General features: G+C 72.1%; 19 protein-coding genes and 1 pseudogene. 8 read left to right on the top strand and 12 right to left on the bottom strand.

What is annotated here, in order from left to right; all coding sequences use genetic code 11:
* Positions 1-9: 9 nt before the first annotated feature.
* Both ACZ49J_RS09450 and ACZ49J_RS09445 read right to left on the bottom strand, forming a co-directional pair.
* Positions 10-756 (bottom strand): phosphotransferase family protein, encoded by a 747-nt coding sequence (locus tag ACZ49J_RS09450; protein WP_467446973.1) that lies wholly within the window; start codon positions 754-756, stop codon positions 10-12.
* Between the two features lie 281 nt (positions 757-1,037).
* Positions 1,038-1,817 (bottom strand): YsnF/AvaK domain-containing protein, encoded by a 780-nt coding sequence (locus ACZ49J_RS09445; RefSeq protein ID WP_467446971.1) that lies wholly within the window; start codon positions 1,815-1,817, stop codon positions 1,038-1,040.
* A 234-nt stretch (positions 1,818-2,051) separates the two neighbouring features.
* Between ACZ49J_RS09445 and ACZ49J_RS09440 the strand changes: the two genes are divergently transcribed.
* Complete coding sequence (locus ACZ49J_RS09440) at positions 2,052-3,335, top strand: PP2C family protein-serine/threonine phosphatase (RefSeq protein WP_467446969.1); 1,284 nt, start codon at positions 2,052-2,054, stop codon at positions 3,333-3,335.
* Between the two features lie 3 nt (positions 3,336-3,338).
* Here ACZ49J_RS09440 and ACZ49J_RS09435 read toward each other — a convergent pair whose 3' ends face one another.
* From ACZ49J_RS09435 to ACZ49J_RS09410, 6 genes are all read right to left on the bottom strand, one after another.
* Entirely contained in the window at positions 3,339-4,223 is an 885-nt protein-coding gene (locus tag ACZ49J_RS09435; protein WP_467446968.1) for an NAD(P)-dependent oxidoreductase, read from the bottom strand.
* Between the two features lie 113 nt (positions 4,224-4,336).
* Positions 4,337-5,032 (bottom strand): type 1 glutamine amidotransferase domain-containing protein, encoded by a 696-nt coding sequence (locus ACZ49J_RS09430; protein WP_467446967.1) that lies wholly within the window; start codon positions 5,030-5,032, stop codon positions 4,337-4,339.
* A gap of 159 nt (positions 5,033-5,191) precedes the next feature.
* Entirely contained in the window at positions 5,192-5,419 is a 228-nt protein-coding gene (locus ACZ49J_RS09425) for a hypothetical protein (RefSeq protein WP_467446965.1), read from the bottom strand.
* Between the two features lie 241 nt (positions 5,420-5,660).
* Positions 5,661-5,810 (bottom strand): hypothetical protein, encoded by a 150-nt coding sequence (locus tag ACZ49J_RS09420; protein ID WP_467446964.1) that lies wholly within the window; start codon positions 5,808-5,810, stop codon positions 5,661-5,663.
* Complete coding sequence (locus tag ACZ49J_RS09415; RefSeq protein ID WP_467446962.1) at positions 5,807-6,166, bottom strand: hypothetical protein; 360 nt, start codon at positions 6,164-6,166, stop codon at positions 5,807-5,809. Before ACZ49J_RS09415 ends, ACZ49J_RS09420 begins: the two co-directional genes overlap by 4 nt.
* A 68-nt stretch (positions 6,167-6,234) precedes the next feature.
* Positions 6,235-6,744 carry an ATP-binding protein gene (locus ACZ49J_RS09410; protein WP_467446961.1) on the bottom strand — a complete coding sequence of 170 codons (510 nt, stop codon included), beginning with the start codon at positions 6,742-6,744 and terminating at the stop codon, positions 6,235-6,237.
* A 223-nt stretch (positions 6,745-6,967) separates the two neighbouring features.
* On the opposite strand from ACZ49J_RS09410, the gene ACZ49J_RS09405 reads away from it, so the two are divergent.
* From ACZ49J_RS09405 to ACZ49J_RS09380, 6 genes and pseudogenes are all read left to right on the top strand, one after another.
* Positions 6,968-7,819, top strand: a complete 852-nt coding sequence (locus ACZ49J_RS09405; RefSeq protein WP_467446959.1) for a helix-turn-helix domain-containing protein — start codon at positions 6,968-6,970, stop codon at positions 7,817-7,819.
* Between the two features lie 11 nt (positions 7,820-7,830).
* Positions 7,831-8,025: a DUF397 domain-containing protein gene (locus tag ACZ49J_RS09400; RefSeq protein ID WP_467446957.1), complete on the top strand. Its 195-nt coding sequence runs from the start codon at positions 7,831-7,833 to the stop codon at positions 8,023-8,025.
* Between the two features lie 60 nt (positions 8,026-8,085).
* On the top strand, positions 8,086-8,733 hold the full coding sequence (locus tag ACZ49J_RS09395) for a glyoxalase (protein ID WP_467446956.1): 648 nt from the start codon (positions 8,086-8,088) through the stop codon (positions 8,731-8,733).
* Between the two features lie 109 nt (positions 8,734-8,842).
* Positions 8,843-11,968 (top strand): beta-N-acetylglucosaminidase domain-containing protein, encoded by a 3,126-nt coding sequence (locus ACZ49J_RS09390; protein ID WP_467446954.1) that lies wholly within the window; start codon positions 8,843-8,845, stop codon positions 11,966-11,968.
* Positions 11,969-12,148: 180 nt separating this feature from the next.
* Complete coding sequence (locus tag ACZ49J_RS09385) at positions 12,149-13,690, top strand: MFS transporter (protein ID WP_467446953.1); 1,542 nt, start codon at positions 12,149-12,151, stop codon at positions 13,688-13,690.
* Between the two features lie 198 nt (positions 13,691-13,888).
* Positions 13,889-14,358 (top strand): annotated as a pseudogene (locus ACZ49J_RS09380) (NUDIX hydrolase).
* A 16-nt stretch (positions 14,359-14,374) separates the two neighbouring features.
* On the opposite strand, the gene ACZ49J_RS09375 reads toward ACZ49J_RS09380, so the two are convergent.
* Positions 14,375-15,904, bottom strand: a complete 1,530-nt coding sequence (locus tag ACZ49J_RS09375; RefSeq protein ID WP_467446952.1) for an alpha/beta hydrolase — start codon at positions 15,902-15,904, stop codon at positions 14,375-14,377.
* 128 nt (positions 15,905-16,032) lie between these two features.
* Between ACZ49J_RS09375 and ACZ49J_RS09370 the strand changes: the two genes are divergently transcribed.
* Complete coding sequence (locus ACZ49J_RS09370) at positions 16,033-16,950, top strand: MerR family transcriptional regulator (RefSeq protein ID WP_467446950.1); 918 nt, start codon at positions 16,033-16,035, stop codon at positions 16,948-16,950.
* Between the two features lie 65 nt (positions 16,951-17,015).
* On the opposite strand, the gene ACZ49J_RS09365 is transcribed toward ACZ49J_RS09370, so the two are convergent.
* The 3 genes from ACZ49J_RS09365 to ACZ49J_RS09355 form a co-directional block, all read right to left on the bottom strand.
* Positions 17,016-17,867, bottom strand: coding sequence for a calcium-binding protein (locus ACZ49J_RS09365; protein ID WP_467446949.1), 852 nt, complete (start codon positions 17,865-17,867; stop codon positions 17,016-17,018).
* Positions 17,868-18,101: 234 nt separating this feature from the next.
* The gene (locus tag ACZ49J_RS09360) at positions 18,102-18,467 is read right to left on the bottom strand and encodes a DUF4180 domain-containing protein (protein WP_467446948.1); all 366 of its coding nucleotides are present in this window, start codon (positions 18,465-18,467) and stop codon (positions 18,102-18,104) included.
* A 55-nt stretch (positions 18,468-18,522) separates the two neighbouring features.
* Complete coding sequence (locus tag ACZ49J_RS09355) at positions 18,523-19,077, bottom strand: hypothetical protein (protein ID WP_467446947.1); 555 nt, start codon at positions 19,075-19,077, stop codon at positions 18,523-18,525.
* Between the last annotated feature and the right edge of the window lie 349 nt (positions 19,078-19,426).

The following is a 19,426-nucleotide window of genomic DNA, read 5'->3' as shown; positions in this document are numbered from 1 at the left end:
CGCGCAGTGTCACATCCGGGATCTCAGCACGTCGACCTCACAGCCCGGCGCGAACGGGTCGAAGCCGTGCTCGACCAGCCAGCGAACCCCCAGCAGGCTTCGCAACGACCACCACGCGTGGATCACGTCGAGGTCGACGTCGGTGCCATAACCGGCGATGACGTCGCCGAGGTGCTCCTCGTGTCCGAGCGTCAGAGTAGCGAGGTCGAACAGGGCATCACCCCGGCCCGCCTCGGACCAGTCGATGATGCCCGTGACCTCGTCGCCGTCGACGAAGACGTGATCGATCTGCAGGTCGCCGTGCGTGAACGCCGGAGTCCACGGCCGGAGCGCGGCCTCGGCGACCTGGCGGTTGCGGGTGACCAGGTCGGCGGGCAGGACGCCGTTCGTCACGAGCAACTCGCACTCGCCGTCGAGTTCCACCACCAACTCGTCGGGACTCCGGCGGCGCCGGCCGGCCCAGGGCGGCAGCGGCGCTTCGTGCAGCTTCCGGATGACGGCGCCCGCCGCGGCCCACGCCGCCGGCGACCCGGTCGACGGCCCGCCGAGGCGCCCAAGCGTCGTCCCCGGGAGTGCGGCGATCGCGAGCACGGGCGGCTTGCGCCACAGGACCTCCGGGGTCGGGACCGGCGCGAGGGACATCGCCTCGACTTCGACGTCAATGCGCGCCTGATCGGCGTCCACCTTGAAGAACACGTCGCCGACGCGCAGAGTCGCGCGCTCGGAATGGGCGACGACGACTTTGACCTGATCCATGGGCGACCAGTATCCCGGGGATGATCGCCGACGTCGCCAGGTTTATCGCGTGCGACTACGCGGCTGACCGCGTCGCCATCCGGCGGCCGCGTGCACGACACCGACCTCTGACCAGGTCAAGCCCACCACTCGTGTTAGGAGTCCTACGCCCATCCGGACGCCCAGGCGAGGGCTGTGCCCATCCGGACTCCCGGGCCGGAGCCCTGTGCCCATACGGGCACCCGGGCGGGGGCCGTCGCCCTTCCCGTCCCGGGCGCTCGCGTGCTGGAGTCAGCCGAGGGTCACTGACCGGGGCGCCGCTTTCCGGGCTCCTCGGTTTCCTCGGCCTCGGCCTCGATGCGTTCCTTGCGGACCTCACCGGTGACGGTTTCCTCCTCCGTGACCTCCTCGGTGGTCATGCGGATCCGCTCCTTGGGCACGGCCCGGGTCTCCACCACCGCCTCCTCCTCGTGGAGGACGACCTCGTGTTCCGCCTCCGAGATCTCCGGTCCCGCCATCGCCTTGTCGATGTTGGCGTCGGTGATCGGCTCGCGCTCGACGCGGACCTCTTCGTGGCGTACGGGGACGGTCACCTGCTGCTCTTCGGTGACGACGTACTTGCGCAGCCGCGCACGTCCGGCCTCACGGCGTTCGGTGCCGACGTACAGCTCCTCCTCCGACCGCGTCATCGCGTCGTCGGTGGGGGTGGCGGTGGTCGGGGCAGTGCCCGTCTGCGCCGCCCGCGGCTCCTGCCAGGCGGTGTCCCAGCCGATGCCGTAGTAGTCGTACAGGCGGTGTTCCTCCTGCTCGGACAGGTGGCCGCCGGCGTCGACGTCGACGTTGGGCGCGTCCTTGACCTTGTCCTTGGCGTACGGCACCTCGAGGTGGTCCTCGACGACGGAGGCGTCGTGGATGGGGACGAAGGTCTCGTTGGTGCCGAACAGGCCGGTCTTCACGCTGACCCACTCCGGCTCACCGGTGACGTCGTCGAAGAAGACGTGCCTGGCGTCGCCGATCTTGTCGCCCCTGGCGTCGTGGACCGGGTGGTCAAGCACCATGGGGATCTGCTCTCGGGTGATCATCTGGGTTCCTCTCGTTGCCGCGACGTGGTCGGTGACCTCCCGGCTTGTTCCTTGGCCTCCGTACCTCACCCCTCGACTAACCACCACCCGACCGATAAAACAGCGCAAAGCACCATAAAAAGGACATGGGGCGTGCTGGCCGCCGACCGGCCCCCACCTCCCTCTCGTCCCTCTCCCGCGGCCACTCGTACGCGCCGGGTCGCACGGCTCCCGCGCGCGGAGTACACATGAGGCATGAGCAGCGGTGGCGCTCCTGCCGCCCGACACGGCCCGGGCACCGCGGTCGACTACGCGGCGGTCTTCCAGGCGCTGCCCGTGCCCACGCTCCTGCTCACGCCCGCCCTGGTGATCGCCGACGCGAACCGGGCCTTCGTGCGGACCTCCGGGCGGAGCCTCGCGGAGCTGGTCGGACAGTACGTGTTCGACGTGTTCCCCGACGACCCGTCCGACCCGGAGGCCAGCGGCCCGCGCTTCCTGCGCACGTCGCTGGAGCGGGTGCTCGCCACCGGTGAACCGGACACGATGGCCCTGCAGAAGTACTCCGTGGAGGTGCCGGACCGTCCCGGTGTGTACGAGGAGCGGTACTGGAGCCCGGTCAACGTCCCGGTCCTCGACGCCGGCGGCCGGGTCGTGCTCGTCGTCCACCGCGTCGAGGAGGTCACCGACCTCGTCCGCCCCCGCCGGGCCCTCCGCGTCACCCCGGGCAGGGTGCTCAGCCGCGAGGACGCCATGGCCGCCGACCTGATCACCCGCTCCCAGGAACTGCAGGAGCTCAACGAACGGCTGCGCGAGGACCAGGCACGGCTCCGCGAGATCGCCGTCACCCTGCAGCGCTCCATGCTGCCCGCGCCCGCGTCGGCCGAGGACCCCGCCGTGGCCGTGCGCTACCGGCCCGCGGTCGGCTTCCTCCATGTCTGCGGCGACTGGTACGACCTGTTCGAACTCGACGCGGACCGGCTGGCCGTGGCGGTGGGCGACGTGGTCGGCCACGGGCTGGAGGCGGCCGGCGTCATGGGCCAGCTGCGCAACGCGCTCAGCGCCGCGATCCGGGCCACCGGACGGCCCACCTCCGCGCTGACGACGCTCGCCCGGCACGCGCTGACCGTCGACGGCGCCCTCGCCACGACCGTCGTCCAGGCCGTCGTGGACCGCTCCCGGCGGACCGTCACCTACAGCCGCGCCGGCCACCCGCCCCCGCTCCTGGCGCACGCTGACGGAACCGTCGAATTCCTGGACGGGGCCACCGACCCGCCCCTGGGCGCCGGCGACGACCTCGCCGCCCGGGAGGAGGCGACGGTGCCCTACTCAACCGGCGCCACCCTCGTCCTGTACACCGACGGTCTCGTCGAACGCCGCGACGAGGACATCGACACGGGCCTGCGCCGCCTCGCCGACTCCCTCGAACGGCACCACGCCCTGGACGCCGAGAGACTCGCCGACGCCGTACTGGACCACCTGGCCCCCGACCCCGAGAAGGGCTCGGACGACGACACCGCGCTCGTGGTGCTGCGCCTGTGAGGGTTACGGTCCCTCGTCGAAGCTCGCGTAGTACGCGGCGGCCATGTCCTCGTCGCCGTGGCCCTGCTCGGCGGCGCGGGCCAGGCGTTCGGCGCTCGCGGCGGCCACGTCGAGCCGGACGCCGTTCTCCTCGCCCGCGGCGACGATCAGCCGGGCGTCCTTGACGGCGGTGGCCACGGCGAAGGACGCGGGGGAGAGCTTCCCGTCGAGGATCAGCCCGGCCTTCGCCCGCAGGTACCCCATGTCGAGCGGCCCGCCCTCGATGATGTCGAAGAACCTCCGCGGGTCCACGCCGAGGGCCTCGGCCAGGGCCAGGACCTCGCCGGTCGCGCTGGTCGCCGCGAGCACCCAGCTGTTGGCCACCAGTTTCAGCCGGGTGGCGCTGCCCGCCGCGCCGTCCTCGCCGGTCCACACCGTACGGGCGCCGACCGCGTCGAAGACCGGCGTCACCGTGTCACGGCCCTCGACGGGCCCGGCCGCGAGCACGGTCAGCTGTCCGGCCTCCGCGGGCTGCCGCGTGCCGAGCACCGGGGCGTCGTAGAAGACCAGCTGGTGCTCGCGGGCGAAGCCGGCGAGCTCGCCGATCGCCCCGATGCCCACGGTCGTGGACTGCGCCCAGGCGGCACCCGGACGCAGGGCATCGGCCGCCTGCCTCATCACGTCCAGGGCGGCCGGGCCGTCGTACAGCATGGTCAGGACGACGTCGGCGCCCCGGACCGCCTCGGCGGGCGTGCCCGCGACGTGCGCGCCGTCCGCGGCCAGCGGCTCGGCCTTGTCACGGCTGCGGTTCCAGACGCGTACGCCGTGTCCGGCGCGGGCGAGGTTACGGGCCATCGCGGCGCCCATGATGCCGGTGCCCAGGACGGTCACGGTGAGCTTGTCGGTCATGGCTTCGACTTCCTGCTCAGTGAAGCGAGTTCTTGCTGCCGCCGGACACGTTAGGCCCCCATCCCGCGGCGGGAGGCTCAGGACGGTAGGGACGGCCAGGACGGCCAGGACCGTCAGCCGAGCTTCTTCAGCAGTTCGGTGGCGAGCGGGGCCGAGGACGCGGGGTTCTGGCCCGTGACCACGTTGCGGTCGACCTCGACGTGGGGGGCGAAGGGTTCGCCGGTCTCCACCGTCAGGCCCGCCTCGGTCAGCCGGTCCTGCAGCAGCCACCGGGCCTTCGCGGCGTTGCCGGCCAGCTCCTCCTCGGCGTTGGTGAAGGCGGTGACGCGGTAGCCGGCGTAGGCGTTGCTGCCGTCCTCGTTCGTCGCGGCCAGCAGCGCCGCCGGCCCGTGGCACACCACGCCGACGGGCATCCCGCCGGTCACGGCCCGCGCGAGGAGACGGCCGGAGTCGGCGTCGACCGACAGGTCCTCCATGGGGCCGTGGCCGCCGGGCACGTACACGGCGTCGTACGCGTCCAGGCTCACGTCGGCCAGCGCGACCGGCTTCCGGAACTCGTCGGCGTTCTGCACGACGGACTCGAACCTCGCCGCGTCCTCCGGGCCGCCGGTGGCCTCGGGGGCGAGGCTCGCGGGGTCCACCGGCGGGACGACGCCGCCGGGGGTGGCGATGGTGACCTCGTGGCCGGCGGCCTTGAACGCCTCGAACGGCACGACGGCCTCCTCGGCCCAGAAGCCGGTGGGGTGCGGGCTGCCGTCGGCCAGTGTCCACCGGTCGGCGCCGGTCATCACGAAAAGGATCTTCGCCATGGTCTTGCTCCGTTCTCGTTTCCCCGCGTGTCGCGCGTACCCGGTGTTCCGCGTACCCGGCCAGGGCCTGGGGACCGCCTTGAGGACCCTGGCGTCCCCGCCGCTGGGCAGCTTCCCTCCCACGGAGATCTGAATCCGCTGTCCTGACTTTCCGCGTCCTCAGTCCGCCTCCCGCGCCGGATCGGCGGTGACCGCGCGCAGCAGGGGCCCGGCTGGCGCCGATCGCGCCGCGAACATCACGACCGCGCCGGCGAGAACACGGCAGGCCGGCTGCAGCGCACCCGTGGTGTCCACCGTCGTGCCGAACGCCTGGAAGAGGATGACCAGCGCGAGCTGCTGCGAGGTCCGGGTTCGCGGTCGAGAGGCCCGGCGACTGCACCGGTTCACGGAAGGGCTGCTGGCCGATGGGGCGGCCGGGAAGGCGAGGGGCTGAGGCAGCGGATTGGGGGTGGGCCTCCTGACCTGGCAGTTCCTGGCCTGATTCCACTTAGCCCAAATCCAGTGAGGCTAGCCGCGCGAAGGTGATCATGCCGCTGCTCAGCGAGACCTGAACGTGCCGGCCGGGCAGGTTTCGTGAGCCCTCCGGCTCCTCAGCTCGAGCATTCGGCTGTACTCGAGCCCTGGTCTTTCACAGAAAGGTCACCTGCATGATGTAGAGCCGCCCCGCAGCGGCATGGACCAGTTCGTCGGCCTTCTTCTCGACCTCGGCCAGTAACGCGGGAGGGGCGCCACCTGCGACGTGCTGTTCGTCCGGGTCGTACTCCCACTGCCAGGTCACGCGGACACCGCCTGCTGGGCCTCCGCTTCGACGGCAGTCAGTTCGTTCATGCCGGACCGGAACGCCGGGTCGTCCCTGCCGTCCGTACCGTGTACTGCGGCGAGCGCGGCGTGGTAGCGGGCGGACAGGTCGGGGCGGCGTTCGATCTCGACCTGCGCGTGCCAGTACGTGAGCCAGTGCTGGAGGTGACCGATCTTGCCGTCTGCGATAGCGGCTGTGAGCGCCTGCTCCTTGTGTCGTTCCAGCTCGCCCAGCCGATGGGGGGGGGCGATACGAGCCAGAGCGACACGAACGGCCTCGGGAGTTCGCTCCGGCCGGGGGATCAGCTCCTGCCCGTGATCAGGCCGAGTGCTCACGCGAGGCTCCTTCGGTCCGTACTCTGTGCTGACCACGGTAGCGGTGCAGTCGGACAACAGCGCCGGCCTCACGCCGCCACTCCCTGACGCCGGGCGCCCGCCCCACCCACCTCGAACCACATCAGCTTCCCCGCGCTCCGTCCGAGCCGGTCCCCTCCGAGCGGCCACCCGCCCCACGCGTCCGCGCACTGGCGTACGAGCAGCAGGCCGCGCCCGCGAGTGGCGTCCGACGGAGGCGGGGCGGGTGGCGCGCCCATCGCCGGGGGTTCGTCGAAGGGTGGCGGGATGTACGGATTGGTGTCCCACACGAAGACCCTGAGCCGGCCCTCCCCGAGCGCCCGCAGTCGCAGCGATGCCGGGCCCTCCGCGTACCGGTAGGCGTTGGTGACCAGCTCCGACGTCAACAGCTCGGTGACGTCGAGGAGTTCCTGCATGCCGTGGCTGGTGAGGGCGGCCCGTACGGTCATCCGGGCGACGCGGGCCGAGCGGGGGTCGTGGGGGAGGCGGAGGACGTAGCACCAGCTCTCGGAAGTGGAGATTTCGGGCGACGTGCGGGCAGGCGGCGATACGGTGACCATGAACACCTCTGGGGAGGAAGGGGACTTGAATCACTCAACGGCGGGCGCCGAGCGGTGGCAGTGCCTGGGGTGGTGCGCTTCCGGCTTATGGGCGGGGCCAGTTGAGCGGTACGTGAACACCATAGCGGGGCGCGATGTGATACTTAACGTCGATCGAAGCCTAGAGTTCACAATTCCCTCCTGTGGGTGACCACGGAGACGCACAGTCGGAGAGAGAAACCCAGTGCCACCCAGCACCACACCCACGCTCCGCCAGCAGCGCCTGGGCGCCGAGCTGCGCAAACTCAGGGAGCAGGCGGGGCTGACATCCAGCTCGGCCGCAGGACTGCTGGGCGTCAAGCAGGCACAGATCAGCGGCATCGAGACCGGCCGTTACGCGGTCGGCGCGGACCGGGTGCGCACCTTCGCCCGCACCTACAGCTGCGCCGACCCGGCACTGGTCGACGCCCTGGCCGCGATGACCGGCGGGCGAGCACGCGGCTGGTGGGACGAGTACCGGGAGCACCTGCCCGTTGGGCTGATCGACCTCGCGGAACTGGAACACCACGCCACCGAGTTGCGCGTGGCCCTCGTCATCCACATCCCCGCACTGCTTCAGACAACAGACCACGCCCGTGCCCTTTTCCGCGGCGTGTTCCCTCCACTGCGGCCCTACGAGATCGAGCACCGCCTCACCCATCGCATCAAACGGCAGGGGGTTCTGCACCGGGACGACCCGACCCCGTACACGGCGACGATCCACGAAGCAGCGCTGAGAATGGGATACGGCGGCCGGGAGGTGGCCACCAAACAGCTCCAGCACCTAATCGACATGAGCGAACTCGCCCACGTCACCGTCCGCGTCATCCCCTTCGGCACGGAAAGCTTCCACGGCACCGGCCAGGGCATCGACTACGTGGCGGGAGCAGTCCCCCAACTCGACACCGTGCAACTGGACACCCACCACGGCTGCGAGTTCCTCGACGGTGAGGCCCAGTTGAACAAGTACCGAGCCGTGATCGACCACATGGAGAGAAACGCCCTGAGCCCCGAAGCGTCACGCGACCTCATCCACCGCATCGCGCACAACCTCTGAGAGGCTCCAGCATGTTCACGCACCCGTGGCAGAAGTCCACCTACAGCGGCGACGCCTCCAACTGCCTCTACGTCGCCGCCCCCACCCCGGCCACCATCCACCTCCGCGAAAGCGACACCCCCGACACCATCCTCACCACCACCCAGGCCCCATTCCACGCCCTCATACACACCCTGAAGGCACTCGCGCCCGAAGGAACCCACTGAGACGAGACCGGTCAGGAATCGAGAAGCCCCGGCCGGGGGACGGACCCTAGCGTGAGGGGCATGGCAACCACCGCATCCACCACGTCCCTCGTGTCCACCACCTCCCTCGCGTCCGTCACCCTTGAGGTGTCCGACCCCGAGGCCGCCCACCGCTTCTACACCGCGTTCGGAGTGGAGACCCACATCCGTCTACGGGCGTCCGAGGCGCCCTCCACCGGATTCCGCGGCTTCACCCTGGCGCTCACCGTGTCCGGGCCGGCCACCGTGGACGGCTTCCTCGGTGCCGCCGTGGACGCCGGCGCCACCGTGCTGAAGCCCGCCGCGAAGTCGCTGTGGGGCTACGGCGGTGTCGTCCAGGCGCCGGACGGGACCATCTGGAAGGTCGCGACCTCGGCGAAGAAGGACACCGGCCCGGCCACCCGCGAGATCGACGAGATCGTCCTCCTGCTCGGCGTCGAGGACGTGAAGGCGAGCAAGCAGTTCTACGTCGGCCAGGGCCTGACCGTGGCCAGGAGCTTCGGCGGCAAGTACGCCGAGTTCGCCACCGGCGAGGCCGGCCGCGTCAAGCTGGCGCTGTACAAGCGGCGCGGCCTGGCCAAGGACCTCGGCGTCCCCGCCGACGGCACCGGCTCGCACCGCGTCGTCCTCGGCGGCACGGCCCGCCCCTTCACCGACCCGGACGGGTTCACCTGGGAAGCCGCCGTCTGACCGCGGCCCCCTCCGACCAACTCCCCCACACCTCACGCCGCTTACTCACGCTGCGGGGCTTGCCCGGCGGTGAATCCATCAACCACTATTCACCTTGATGGATAAAACATTGAACCGGAGACCGGCCCTGAGGCCGGCAGTGGTCGGCCTCCTGGCCGCCCTGGCTCTCTGTGCGCCGGGCCTCACCCCGGCCCCCGCCGTGGCGGCGGACCGCGACGCCACGGCCCCTGCCCCCCACGTGTGGCCGACCCCGCAGCAGGTGCGGCCGGGCCACGGTTCCCAGTCCGTTCCCCGGCGCGTCGTCGAGGTCGTCGGCCGCGACACCGACCCGCCCGCGCGCCGACTCGTCGAGAAGGTGCTGCGGGACGCCGGTGCCCGCACCATCACCACCGTCACGGCGGGGGACCCCGTACCCCCCGCCGCCCTCACCGTCTACGTCGGCGGCCCGGCCGAGAACCCGGCGACCGCCAAGGTCCTCTCCCGCCTCGGGGCCAAGTCGCCCGCCGGGCTCCCCTCCGGCGGCTACGCCCTCGCCTCCGGCCGGGGCAAGGTCGCCCTGTCCGGCGTCGACACCACCGGCACGTACTACGCCGCCCAGACCCTCCGTCAGCTGGTCGGCGACCGCCGGTCCGTCCCCGCCACCACGGTCAGGGACTGGCCCACGACCCCTCTGCGCGGCGTCATCGAGGGCTTCTACGGCGCCCCCTGGAGCCAGCGGGACCGGCTCTCGCAGCTCGACTTCTACGGCCGTACCAAGCAGAACGTGTACGTCTACTCGCCCAAGGACGACCCGTACCTGCGCGCGAACTGGCGCGACGAGTACCCCGCCGACCAGCTCGCCCGACTGAAGCAGCTCGTGGACCGCGCCGCCGAGAACCACGTCCGGTTCACCTACGCCCTCTCGCCCGGCCTGTCGGTCTGCTACTCCTCGGCGAGCGACCGCAAGGCCCTGGTCACCAAGTTCGCGTCGCTGTACGCGATCGGCGTGCGCTCCTTCGCCGTCCCGCTGGACGACATCAGCTACACCACCTGGAACTGTCCCGAGGACGAGAAGGAGTACGGCACCGGGGGCGGCGCGGCGGGCGCGGCGCAGGCCTCGCTGCTGAACTCCGTCGTCAAGGACTTCGTCGACGCCCACGACGACGTCCAGCCGCTGGAGATGGTGCCGACCGAGTACTCCGACCTCGCCGACTCCCCGTACAAGACGGCCCTGCGCGAGAAGCTCGACCCCTCGGTGGTCGTGGAGTGGACCGGGGTCGGGGTCATCGCCCCCACGATCAGCGCCCAACAGGCCCGCCAGGCCCGGCAGGTGTTCGGGCACCCGATCCTGATCTGGGACAACTACCCGGTCAACGACTACACCACCAGCCGCCTCCTCCTCGGCCCCTACACGGGCCGCGAGCCGGGCGTACCGGCCGAGGTCACCGGCATCACCGCCAACCCGATGGTCCAGGCCGAGGCCAGCAAGCTCGCCCTGTTCACGTCGGCCGACTACGCCTGGAACCCGGAGGCCTACGACCCGAGAGCCGCATTCCTCGCATCGGTGGCCGATCTCGGCGGCCCCCCGGCGGCGGCACCCCTGCGCGTCTTCGCCGAGAACAGCTACTCCTCGCTCCTCGACTCCACCGAGTCCCCCACCCTCACCCCGCTCATCAAGGCCTTCACCACGGCGTACGAGGGCGGTGACGGGCCGGGGCTCAAGGCGGCGGGGCGCGAGCTCTCCGCCTACTTCGCCTCCATGGCCGCCGCCCCCGCCGACCTCCGCGCCCGCCTCGGCAACCCGGGGTTCCTGGAGGAGACGAAGGCGTGGCTGGACAAGCTCGGCGCGTACGGCGAGGCGGGCGGCACGGCGGTGCAGCTGATGCTCGCCCAGGCGGACGGCGACGACGCGGCCGTGTCGACGTACTACGCCCGACTCCAGCAGCAGAGGAAGGAGCTGGACGCCGTGCCGCAGCAGATCGCGCCCGGCGTCATGGACCGCTTCCTGTTCGACGCCACGCTGCGGGCCGCGCCCGACCCCGGTCCGGACGCCTCGTTCGAGCCGTCGTCGCTGTCGCTGGCTCCGGGGGAGAGCGGCGAGGTCACGCTCACGGTGGCGGACAACCGCTCCACGGCGGAGAGGACGGTGCACTGGGCCCTCGACGTCCCCGACGGGCTGGCCGTCTCCCCGTCCTCGGGCAGCGTCACCGTCCCGGCGGGCGGCAAGGCCACGGCGACGGTGAGCCTCACGGCCGCCGACGGGGCGAGCGACGGAGTCCGGTCCGTCGTCGTGACGGGTGACGGGCTGGTCAGCCGGGCCCTCCCGGTCCGGGTCACGGACGGCAAGGGCAGCGACCGTGTGCTGACGGCCAACTTCAGTGGGGCGTCGGTCAGTTCGGTGGACCTCGGCTCCGGTACGTCGACGGAGATCGCGGTCGGCAGGAACCCCGGCGAGGTCGTCCTGAGCGCGGACGGCCGGACCGCGTACGCTGCCAACCAGGGCTCCGACACGGTGAGCGTCATCGACGTCGCCTCGGGCGCGGTGACGAAGACGGTGGGCGTCGGTGACGTACCGGCCGGTCTCGCTCTCACCCCCGACGGGAAGACCCTCTGGGTCGCGGACTACTCCGACGACGCGGTGCAGCCGGTCGACCTCACGACGGGCACGGCGGGCGCGAAGGTCCCGGTCGGTGACGGCCCGGAGAACATGGCGATCACCCCGGACGGCTCCACCCTGTACGTGGCCAACATCCACGACAGCACGGTGACTCCGCTGGACCTCTCCGGGTCCTCCGGCTCCTCCGCCACGGCGGGCAAGGCCATCCCGGTCGGCCCGAACCCGTTCAACGTGGTGGCCTCCCCCGACGGACGGACGGTCTACGTGTCGAACTCCGGCGGCTCCACGGTCACCCCCATCGACACCGCCACGAACGACACCCGCCCGACCTTCCTGGTCACCGGTCAGGCGTACGGCCTCACACTCGCCCCCGACGGCCGCACGCTGTGGGTCAGCGCGAGCACGGGCGACACGATCACGCCGGTCGACACGGTCACGGGCGCCCCGGGCACCCCGGTCACCGTCGGCCGGTCCGCGTTCGACGTCGCCCTGGACTGGAACGGCACGACGGCGTACGTCACGACCGCCGACGCCGGCGCGCTCGTACCGGTCACGACGGCGACGGGGAAGGTGGGGACGGCGCTGAAGACGGGCGCGTATCCCCTGGCCGCGGCGGTGACGCCGGTGCCGGTGGGGTAGCGGCCCCCGGTCCCGCCGCCGCCCACGCCGACGGGCGCGGCGGGACCGGCTTCCCCGCCCTCCCCCTCCCCCGTAGGTGAAGCCGATACTGGCCTTGGAAGTGCGCTTGCTTAAGTCAATCAATTGACTTACGTTGGGCGAGTCACGCACACCCCGACCCGCCCCAACGGAGGCCCGACCATGCCCCATGCCCTCGCCCGCCCCGCCCCCGACGCGGGGGCCCCGGCACCACGGGCCAACCTCGTCGTGGCGGTGCTGGCCTTCGGCGGCATCGTGGTCTCGCTGATGCAGACCCTCGTGATCCCGATCGTCCCCGAGCTGCCCGGGCTGCTGGACGCCCCGGCCTCCGACACCGCATGGGCCGTCACCGCCACCCTGCTCGCCGCCGCCGTCGCCACCCCGGTCATGGGGCGGCTGGGCGACATGTACGGCAAGCGCCGCATGCTCCTGGTCAGCCTGGTGACGCTGGTGGCCGGTTCGGTCACGGCGGCGCTGAGCGACTCGCTGACCCCGATGATCGTCGGCCGGGTACTGCAGGGTCTGGCGTCCGGCGTCATCCCGCTCGGCATCAGCATCATGCGCGACGAACTGCCCGCCGAGCGGCTCGGTTCCGCCACCGCCCTGATGAGCGCCTCGCTCGGCATCGGCGGCGCCCTCGGCCTGCCCGCCGCCGCGCTCATCGCCGACAACTTCGACTGGCACGTGCTGTTCTGGACCTCGGCCGGCCTCGGCGCCGTCGCGCTCGTCCTCGTTCCGAGCTTCGTGCCGGAGTCCAGGGTCCGCACCGGTGGGCGCTTCGACCTGGTCGGCGCCATCGGCATGGCGGCCGGACTGGTCTGCCTGCTGCTGGGCATCTCCAAGGGCGCCGACTGGGGCTGGACGTCCGGCACCACCCTCGGCCTGTTCGGTGCCTCGGCCCTCGTCCTGCTGCTGTGGGGCTTGTTCGAACTGCGCACCTCGCAGCCGCTGGTGGACCTGCGCACCACCGCCCGCCGCCAGGTCCTCTTCACCAACCTCGCCTCGATCGCCGTCGGGTTCGCGATGTTCGCGATGTCCCTGGTGCTTCCTCAGCTCCTTCAGTTGCCTGAGGCGACCGGCTATGGTCTGGGCAGGTCGATGCTCGTGGCCGGTCTGGTCATGGCGCCGTCCGGCTTGGTGATGATGGCCCTCGCCCCGGTCTCCGCCGCCGTGTCCAAGGCCAAGGGCCCGAAGGTGACGCTGATGATCGGCGCCCTGATCGTGGCCGCCGGCTACGGCCTGAACATCGTCCTGATGTCGGAGCTCTGGCACTTCATCCTGGTCTCCTGCGTCATCGGCGCCGGTATCGGCTTCACCTACGGGTCGATGCCCGCGCTCATCATGGGCGCCGTGCCCCCGTCCGAGACGGCCGCCGCCAACAGCCTCAACACCCTGATGCGGTCCATCGGAACGTCGACCGCCAGCGCCATCGCCGGTGTGATCCTCGCCCAGATGACCACCACCTTCGGCACCACGGCCCTGCCGTCCGAGAACGGCTTCAAGGTGGTCCTCGCGGTCGGCGCCGGTGCCGCGCTCCTCGCCTTCACCATCGCGCTGTTCATTCCGCGCCGGCGCGCGGCCGGGGAGTCGGAGCACGCGGCCCACCCGGCCGAGACCGCGTCCGCGTCCGCCTCCGCTGACACCACGGTCTCCGGCTCGGGCGTGGACGACCACGACATCGAACTGGCCCACGGCGAGCGATAGCCGCGCGACGGCTCCGACAGCCCCGGCCGCGGGCGGCACCCTGAGCGGAGGGCGCCGCCCGCGGACCGGCCCAGCGGGCTCCGGCCACGGCGGAAGCGGCAGGGACCAGGGTCCGCGCACCCCGCGCGGGCCCCCTGGGGATCCGGCCTACCGTTCCTGGACAGTTGCCTACCCTGTCCCCGACAGGAAGGGGCGCCCGTGGCGAGGACCGAGTACTACGACGACCCGAACGCCCCCCGCCCCAACAGCATGGTCGTCGCGGCCTCGGCCGTGGTCACGGACGAACAGGGCCGCATCCTGCTCCAGCGCCGCCGGGACAACGACCTGTGGGCCCTGCCCGGCGGAGGCATGGACCTCACCGAGTCCCTGCCCCGGGCAGCCGTACGCGAGGTCAGGGAGGAGACCGGCCTGGACGTGGAGATCACGGGCCACGTCGGCACGTACACGGACCCGCGGCACATCATCGCGTACACGGACGGCGAGGTACGGCGCCAGTTCAACATCTGCTTCACGGCCCGCGTCACCGGCGGCCGGCTCGCCCTCTCCGACGAGTCCACGGACCTGCGCTTCGTGCCCCCGCGGACCTGGCCGCCCTCCCCATGCACCCGACCCAGCGCCTGCGCCTGGCGCACTTCCTCGAGCACCGGGAGCGTCCGTACCTCGGCTGACGCCCGGCCGCGCGGGTCAGCCGCGCAGGTGGCCGAGCACCGACCGCACGGCGTGTTCCACGGCGCGGCGCGACTGCTCGGTGTGGTCGATCGTCTCGAAGCCGTGGTGGGCGGCCGGTACGTCGATCACCTCGACGCGCACCTCGCACTCCTTGGCGGCGGCCAGGAACTCCTCGACCGTGGCGGCGATCTCGGGGTTCTCCAGGCCCACCCGGGTCAGCACGACCGGCAGCCGTCCCGCGCCGCTCACCGCGTCGGCCGGGCGGAAGCGGGGATCGATGGCTCCCCAGCCGGGCAGCGGGGCGAGAACCGGGTACGTCAGGGCCGCGCACCGCAGCCAGGGCGGGGGCGCCGCGAGCCAGTGGGCGGCCAGCAGCCCGGCGCCGGAGAAGCACCACAGCGCGATGCGGTCGGGGTCGACGCGCGGGTCGGCCCTGAGCGATTCGATCGCCTCGGTGATGTCCCGGGCGGCGCGCTCCTGGTCGTCGAGGCCGTGCAGCCGGTGGTCCACGGTCACGCCGATCACGCCAAGGCTCGCGGCGTACCGGCCGTAACCGACGAAGCCGGGCCAGTCGCGCGGTGTGGGGCGCAGGTCGGCGGGGACCGGACCGCCGTGCACGAACACCACCGCCGGACGGGGGCCTTCGGCGGGCTCGCCGGGCAGGTAGAGGTCCGTCCGTCCCGTGCGTTCGCGGGGGAGTTCCGGTACGTCCAGTACGAAGGGCCGGAGGTACGAGGGCGTCCTGTCGGCCGCGGTGACACGGTGTCCCTCCCCCTCGGCCGCCCTGAGCAGCACCTCGGTCAGCTCCTCGGGGCAGGAGAGCATCGGCCAGTGCCCGGTGGCGAGTTCGAAGAAGCCCACCTCGGGCCTGGCGAGGGGCTGGAACTGGGGCATCCCGCCCGCGACCAGGTCCTCGATCAGGGCGATGTTCAGTCCGTTGGCGGTGCACAGGACGCCCGTGGTCGGCAGTGCGGTGACCGCGCCCGAGAGCCTGAGCGGACGGGTGAGCGTGCAGGCCGGCTGCGGTGCGGCGAGGCGGGTCAGCCGGGCCAGTGCCTCGTCGGTCAGACCGGAGGTGCTGCCCCAGCGCTGCCAGCCGTCGGCGGACGCCGGCGCGGGAATCAGCAGGCGGTCGTCCCCCCGGGGCCCGTGGTGACCGGCCCGGCCGTCGCGGAGCAGCGCGCGGACCTCCTCGTCCGGCACCAACAGCTGGGCCGTGTCGCCGTCCTGGGGCAGGCCCGCGTCCAGGTACACGATCCGGGTGATCCGCTCCGGGCGGCGGTCGGCGGCGCCCAGCACCGGGTGGATGCCGTACTCGTGGCCGACGACCACCGCCTCGGCGGCGTCCACGCCGTCGAGCACCCGCACCACGTCCTCGATGTGCGTCTCCAGGTCGGTGCCCGGCGCCGCCTCGTCACGGCGGTCCCCCATCCCCGTGAGGGTCACCGGGTGCACCTCGGCACCCGCCTTCCGCAGCCCGTCGGCCACCTCCTGCCAGATCCAGCCGCCGGTGAAGCAGCCCGACACCAGTACGAACGCCGTCATGGTTCGCCTCCTCGCCCCGCCGGCCCGTTCGGTCCGCGCGGCCCGCGGCGGCCCCCTCCGGCCGCCCGCGCTCGCCGGTACGGTAGGAACTCCCCCTGAGGGAGGTTCAAGCTGTGGCGCCAGACGGCATGTTGAGCATCGGGGAGCTCGCCGAGCGGGCGGGCGTCACCGTGAAGACCGTCCGTTTCTACTCCGACCGCGGCCTGCTGCCCGAGGCCGCCCGCAGTACCGGGGGCCACCGCCGGTACGGCCCCGAGGCGCTCGACCGGCTCCGCCTGATCCGCTCGCTGCGGGCCCTCGACCTGCCGGTGGGCGACATCGACCGCGTCCTCGCCGACAACCGGGAGGACACGTGGGGGGACGTCCTCGCCGGGCAGCTGAAGCAGCTCGACTCCCAACTGGCCGCGCTGCGCTGGCGCCAGGCCGCGCTGCACCTGCTGGGGGAGGGCACCGCCGAGGAGCGCGCCGACCGGCTGCGGCTGGTCGGCGCCCTCCTCGACGGCGCCCTCCCGCCCGACACGGCCGCGCCGGCCCGCTTCTGGCGGCGTGTGCTGCCCGTACGGCTTCCGGCCCGGCAGGTCACCTGGATCCTCGACGCCGCCGTACCGCAGCCGCCCAAGGACCCCACCCCGGACCAGGTGCTGGCCTTCGCGCGGCTGCACGCCCTGGTCACGAGCCCCTGCCCTCCGGGCCACGACTGGCGGCCCCCGCCTCCGGAGCAGGACCCGGAGTACCGTCCGACGGTGCTGTACGACGGTCTCGGCGAGGCGTACGAGCTGGCCGCGCCGGCCCTGCGCACCGGGCGGGCGCCGCACGAGGGCGAGGCACTCGACTGCTTCGTCTCCGCCTACGCCCACGCGCACGGCGCCCGGGACACACCCGGCTTCCGCCGCCGGCTGAGCCGTCGGCTCGACCGTTCGGCCCACCCCGTGATGGACCACTACTGGCGGCTCGCCGGCGAACTGGCCGCCCCGCACGCCCCCACTCTCGGCGCCGCCCACGACTGGCTCCGCGCCGCGCTGGACGCCGGCGCGGGTCACCCGTGAGGGAGGCCGCTCTCTCTGCCGCGCTCCCTGCCGCGCTCCCTCACGGGTGACGGACCGCCCGGATCTCAGTCCTGGTACACCCTGTTGGTGCCCGGACCGCCGGAGAGCGTGTCGGTGCCCCGGCCGCCGTACAGCACGTCGTCGCCGCTGTTGCCGTACATGGTGTCGTTGCCGTCCTCGCCGTACAGCGTGTCGTTGCCCTTGCCGCCGTAGACCTCGTCGTTGTCGGACCCGGCGCGCACGATGTCGTTGCCGTCGTCGCCGTACATGGCGTTCATTTCGCCGGTTCCGGTGAGGGTGTCGTTCCCGGCGTCCCCGTGGCACACGTAGGCGCAGGCGCCGGTGATGGTGTCGTCGCCGTTGCCGCCGTTGGCGCCCATGCCATTGCCGCCGTCGATGCGGTCGTCGCCGTCGCCGCCCGCGTAGAACGTCTGTCCGTCGCCCTTGAGGACGTCGTCGCCCGAGCCGCCGTGGACCGCGGCGGTCGCCTGAGGGTCGTCGAGCGTCGCCGTGTCGTCGCCGTTGCCGAGGTCGACCTCGTAGTTGGTCGAGTCGTCGGAGCCCAGCGGGGTGGGGACCGTGCACTGGACGACGGTGCGGTCGGTCGCCGAGGGGTACGAGCAGTCGGCCGGCGAGCCCGCGGTCGCGTCGAAGGTCATGTCGAACTTGTCACGGAAGGTGATGAGGAAGTCGTCCCCGAACTGGGAGGGATCGAGGTCGACGATGTCCACGGAGACCTTCAGCCGGTTCGACTGTCCGGCGGCGGCCTTGTACCAGAGCGCGCCGTCTTCGTAGAGGAGGGTGGCCGGTCCCGTCCCGGCCGCCGTGTCCGCCTGGGCGGCGGAGGCCGAGAACACGGCCCCTCCTAAGGCGAGGGCGAGCGTGGCGGTGGCGGCGATGATTCCGTGCTTACGCATGCAGAAGTGCCCCTTCGGGAACTGGTGGTGGTCCATCGCGGTCAGGGAAGTGATCGTGCGACCGGGCGTTGTCCGCCGACCGGTCGTTGTCTTCGATCACCCGCGTAGACAGCACGCCGGAAGCCGGGGATGCGTCCTGCGGGCCACTTCAGTTGCCTGGGGCGAACATGTCACCGCGGGGATTCCCGCCGTTCCGCCAAAGACCACCGGGGGGCAACCCCGCGGCGCCGGCGCTCAGGACCGCCCCAGCCTCTCCCGCAGTTCCCCGATGTCGGTCAGGAACCACGTCTGCCGGCCTCCGTTGCACTCATGGACGAAGTCCCGCAGTGCCGAACTGGCCTCCGTGTACCGGGAGATGTCACCGAGCACCACGAGCCCCATGCGGTACTGGACGAACTTCTGGATGATGTCGCCCGCGACACGGGTCCGCAGCCGGAAGAACGCCTCGTCGAACCGCTCGGCGGGTACGACGACCCACTGGGCGCCCTGGTACGAGGCGTTGCCGATGAGGTCCAGGGCGTCGCTCTCACCGCCGATGCTCTCGCCCTCCGGGGCGCACACCAGGACGGGCACGTCGAGAATCTTCTCCAGGCTGCTCATGCACGCCAAGGTAGTTCCGCCCGCGGGAGAGGGCGACGCCTTTTCTCCGCCTGCCTCAGGGTGTCTGTGCGGGAGGTGCGAAGGGGTTGGCGGGTGCCGGCGGGCTGTACCAGGCCGCCCACGGTGGTGGTACGGGCGTCCAGTCGGGGCCGCGGTGGTCGAGCCACCACCTCACGACGGTGTGGTACTTCTCCTCGAACCCGCTGTCCCAGGCGAGCAACCCGGTGATGGGCGCGCGCAGGGCGGTACGGCGCCCTCCTGCCTCGTAGAGGACGACCGTCCGCGTGCCCATGGTCGGCTCGACCAGGACGGCCTGCACGTTCGGCCACGGGATGGTCCGCCGGCGCAGGTTGTGGACGACGGCCGCCGACGGGGTGAGGGTGACGCCGAAGTGCCTGGACAGGAGCAGGCCGACCAACGGCATGGCGATCCACATGCTCGTGGTGAGGACGAATCCGGGGGGCGGGGGCCCGTCCAGCCGGAACCGGAAGAGGATCTGGCCGGCCACACCCATGACGGCGAGGGGCAGGGCCGGGAGCACCCGCTGTACGGGGGTCAGCCGGTAGCGCGCCCTCTCCGGCGTCGGCGCCCCCTTCGTGGACCGCTCCATGCCCCACCACCGTCCCGTTCAGCCACTCGGCGCGGCCCCGTCACGGCCGTGAGCTGCAGCATGGTCGGGCCGGGACCGCGCAGTCCACCAACGGCAGCTCAAATCCCGCGTTCAGCGCCTGGACCAGGTTCGCGGGTGGATTCCACTCATCGGCGGCCTGGGCGCGGGTCAGCGGCCCGTCGCGGGGCCGCCGAGGACGGAGGTGTCCGGGCCCGTTGGTACGGCCTGCGCCCGGACACCTGCGTTCCGTTCCCGTTGCCGGACTCCGCCACGAGGGATCCAGCGGGGCGGCGGGACCAAGGGGGAGTTGTCCTGCCGCGCGGGAACGGTCTCGGGGAGGTGCCCACAA

This window comes from Streptomyces sp. NPDC030840, assembly GCF_055572015.1.
This window is presented reverse-complemented; position numbering and strand designations above follow the sequence as displayed.

What these genes read in the sequence shown, in the direction of transcription:
- ACZ49J_RS09400 (WP_467446957.1), top strand. Translation starts at nt 7,831, where the DNA reads ATGTTCACGCACCCGTGGCAGAAGTCCACCTACAGCGGCGACGCCTCC.
- ACZ49J_RS09370 (WP_467446950.1), top strand. Translation starts at nt 16,033, where the DNA reads ATGTTGAGCATCGGGGAGCTCGCCGAGCGGGCGGGCGTCACCGTGAAG.
- ACZ49J_RS09365 (WP_467446949.1), bottom strand. Translation starts at nt 17,867, where the DNA reads ATGCGTAAGCACGGAATCATCGCCGCCACCGCCACGCTCGCCCTCGCC.
- ACZ49J_RS09445 (WP_467446971.1), bottom strand. Translation starts at nt 1,817, where the DNA reads ATGATCACCCGAGAGCAGATCCCCATGGTGCTTGACCACCCGGTCCAC.
- ACZ49J_RS09360 (WP_467446948.1), bottom strand. Translation starts at nt 18,467, where the DNA reads ATGAGCAGCCTGGAGAAGATTCTCGACGTGCCCGTCCTGGTGTGCGCC.
- ACZ49J_RS09385 (WP_467446953.1), top strand. Translation starts at nt 12,149, where the DNA reads ATGCCCCATGCCCTCGCCCGCCCCGCCCCCGACGCGGGGGCCCCGGCA.
- ACZ49J_RS09450 (WP_467446973.1), bottom strand. Translation starts at nt 756, where the DNA reads ATGGATCAGGTCAAAGTCGTCGTCGCCCATTCCGAGCGCGCGACTCTG.
- ACZ49J_RS09355 (WP_467446947.1), bottom strand. Translation starts at nt 19,077, where the DNA reads ATGGAGCGGTCCACGAAGGGGGCGCCGACGCCGGAGAGGGCGCGCTAC.
- ACZ49J_RS09410 (WP_467446961.1), bottom strand. Translation starts at nt 6,744, where the DNA reads ATGGTCACCGTATCGCCGCCTGCCCGCACGTCGCCCGAAATCTCCACT.
- ACZ49J_RS09395 (WP_467446956.1), top strand. Translation starts at nt 8,086, where the DNA reads ATGGCAACCACCGCATCCACCACGTCCCTCGTGTCCACCACCTCCCTC.
- ACZ49J_RS09430 (WP_467446967.1), bottom strand. Translation starts at nt 5,032, where the DNA reads ATGGCGAAGATCCTTTTCGTGATGACCGGCGCCGACCGGTGGACACTG.
- ACZ49J_RS09375 (WP_467446952.1), bottom strand. Translation starts at nt 15,904, where the DNA reads ATGACGGCGTTCGTACTGGTGTCGGGCTGCTTCACCGGCGGCTGGATC.
- ACZ49J_RS09435 (WP_467446968.1), bottom strand. Translation starts at nt 4,223, where the DNA reads ATGACCGACAAGCTCACCGTGACCGTCCTGGGCACCGGCATCATGGGC.
- ACZ49J_RS09440 (WP_467446969.1), top strand. Translation starts at nt 2,052, where the DNA reads ATGAGCAGCGGTGGCGCTCCTGCCGCCCGACACGGCCCGGGCACCGCG.